The sequence below is a fragment of the Vibrio sp. S234-5 genome (assembly GCF_000960595.1).
Classification (GTDB): Bacteria; Pseudomonadota; Gammaproteobacteria; order Enterobacterales; family Vibrionaceae; genus Vibrio.
This window is the reverse complement of sequence record NZ_JZAM01000076.1, coordinates 1-2219: the sequence shown is the minus strand read 5'-3', so window position 1 is coordinate 2219 and position 2219 is coordinate 1. Positions and strand designations below refer to the sequence as shown.

The 2219-nt window shown below is 41.8% G+C and carries 4 protein-coding genes; all 4 read right to left on the bottom strand.

Features of this window, described 5'->3' with window-relative positions:
* Window positions 1-114 precede the first annotated feature (114 nt).
* Window positions 115-243, bottom strand: a complete 129-nt coding sequence (locus UF06_RS23515) for a DUF3265 domain-containing protein (RefSeq protein WP_082069547.1) — start codon at window positions 241-243, stop codon at window positions 115-117.
* Window positions 244-718: 475 nt separating this feature from the next.
* Window positions 719-1162, bottom strand: a complete 444-nt coding sequence (locus UF06_RS03365; RefSeq protein ID WP_045569182.1) for a hypothetical protein — start codon at window positions 1160-1162, stop codon at window positions 719-721.
* Between the two features lie 162 nt (window positions 1163-1324).
* Complete coding sequence (locus UF06_RS03360; protein ID WP_045569181.1) at window positions 1325-1744, bottom strand: GNAT family N-acetyltransferase; 420 nt, start codon at window positions 1742-1744, stop codon at window positions 1325-1327.
* 204 nt (window positions 1745-1948) lie between these two features.
* Window positions 1949-2219: hypothetical protein (locus tag UF06_RS27125; RefSeq protein WP_206778252.1), on the bottom strand; the 271-nt coding region annotated here is incomplete at its 5' end.

The window sequence follows — 2219 nt, the reverse complement described above, 5'->3', positions numbered from 1 at the left end:
CGCTAAAGAACAAGTGTCCGGAAAACAGCGCCCAATGGAGCCAACTTGCCGACAAACACAAAACTGAAAAGCCAAAGGAACAAAGAAGAACCATAACTCACTGATTTTGCGTGATTAAGCATAACGCCGCGTTAAGGGGTGAGTGCCGCATAAACCAACTTTCCGCAGACCACTTTCACCACCAAAATTCACTGCATACAAAAAATGCCACGCGGCATGAATCCCTCTTGAACGCTTTGTTATGCTTAAGCTTCAATAACTTACGCTTTACCAGAACCAAGATTAACTCGACTTTAACTCACAAACATAAGCCGAAAACCAAAAAACTGAAATGACTCATAATTTTGAAAATCAGACTTTGAATTTTGGTTGCCAAAACTCAAAAACCTAAGATCAAATTTCTGATTGAGCCAACCGCCTTAACCTCGCGCTTGCCCGAAAATTGATTGAGGCAACGCTCTGAACTTCCAGCGCCAAAGAACAATTGTCCGGAAAACAGCGCCCACTGAAGCAAACTTGCCGATAAACTCAAAACCAACCAGCCGAGGGAACAAAGAGAAAACATAAACCACTGATTTATCGTGATTAAGCATAACGCCCTGCTAAGGGGTGAGCAATGCACTACGAAAGCGACCGCACACCGCCTTAATCACAAAACTCACCGCATGCTGAAAATGCCACGCATTGCGAATCCCGCTTAAGCAGTTTGTTAGGCTTATTATTCGCCGTTTATCTGCTTCGCAAAATTAGCGTGGAACCTGATTAGCTCGACACCATCTATTGCTTTTATACATGCATTATTTCCCTCTGCAGTGCAGAAAGGTGGATACGCAAATAATAGCTGACCAACCTTTAAATCCAAGTCGTTTGGAATGCTCAACCTTTCAATTGGATCCTCGTCAACCCAAGCCAAAAACTGTTCCCAACTACAACCAAATTCATCAATATCACCAGTTTCGGCATTCAATTTAACTACCAAGTTATCTCGAATAAAAAATTGGTCACCAAAGCAATCCTGAGCAATAGGAAAATCACTTGCTTTAACTTCTCGATATAAGTTGTGGAAAGCCAACTCACCATCTAAGAAAGTATTAACATTTAACAATCTCTCTTGTGCATGATTAGAGCGGATTTGTAGACCGCCTGAATATAATATTTTCATAGTTTCTCGCTCTATAAGCCTAACGCCCGGTTAAGGGGCTGACAACGCTAAACACTGAACCTAAAATAACAACCGTAATCACAAATGCTGATTTGAACAAAAACCGCCACGCGTTGGCAGTCCCTCTTGAACCGTTTGTTATAAGCAAAATAATACCTTGATTTAAATTAGCTTTAATTGTTCGGCACTTGATAAAACCCATGCGCTTTCGTAATGCTCAAAACCGATTTTTGGATAGTAAGCTTGCGCTTGAGGCGCTGATAATAAAATAACTTTACAGTTTGGGTTCAATTCTTCTTTGGTTACTAATATTAGATATTTACCAATACCACTCGATTGAACGCTTTCATCGACAGCTAGATCCGATAGGTAGCAGCAGTAATGAAAATCTGTCACTGAACGAGCAACACCGACAAGCCGCTCACCAATCCAAGCTGAGACAAGCAAATCCGCATTGTCCAACATCCCACTGATACATTCGTAATTATCGGTTGGACGTCTAGCTCCAAGCGTTGTCTGATTGAGCAGATCCACAAACTGCTCTGGCGTAATTGAGCGATTTACAAAATATTCCACTTCCATTTTTTACTTTCCTTTAGAGCCCAAAGTTCAACTTGCTTATAACGCCCGGTTAAGGGGCAGCCAACGCCATTACCAAGCTTCCGCATAACACCGTAACCACAAAAACTAACGCATGGTAAAAATGCCGCGCGTTGGCTGTCCCTCTTGAACCGTTTGTTATGCTTAAGCTTCAATGACTTACGTTGTACCAAAACCAAGATTAACTCAGCTTTGATTCACAAACAAAACCCAAAAACCAACAAACTGAAATGACTCATGATTTTGAAAATCAGACTTTGAACTTTGACCGCTAATTCTAAACAACCCTAAGATCAGATTGCTTATTGAGCCAACCGCCTCAACCTCACGCTTGCCCGAAAATTGATTGAGGCAATTCGCTGAATTTCCAGCGCCAAAGAATAATTGTCCAGAAAACCGCGCCCACTGAAGCCAACTTGCCGAGAAACACCAAACTAAAAAGCCAAGGGAACAAAGA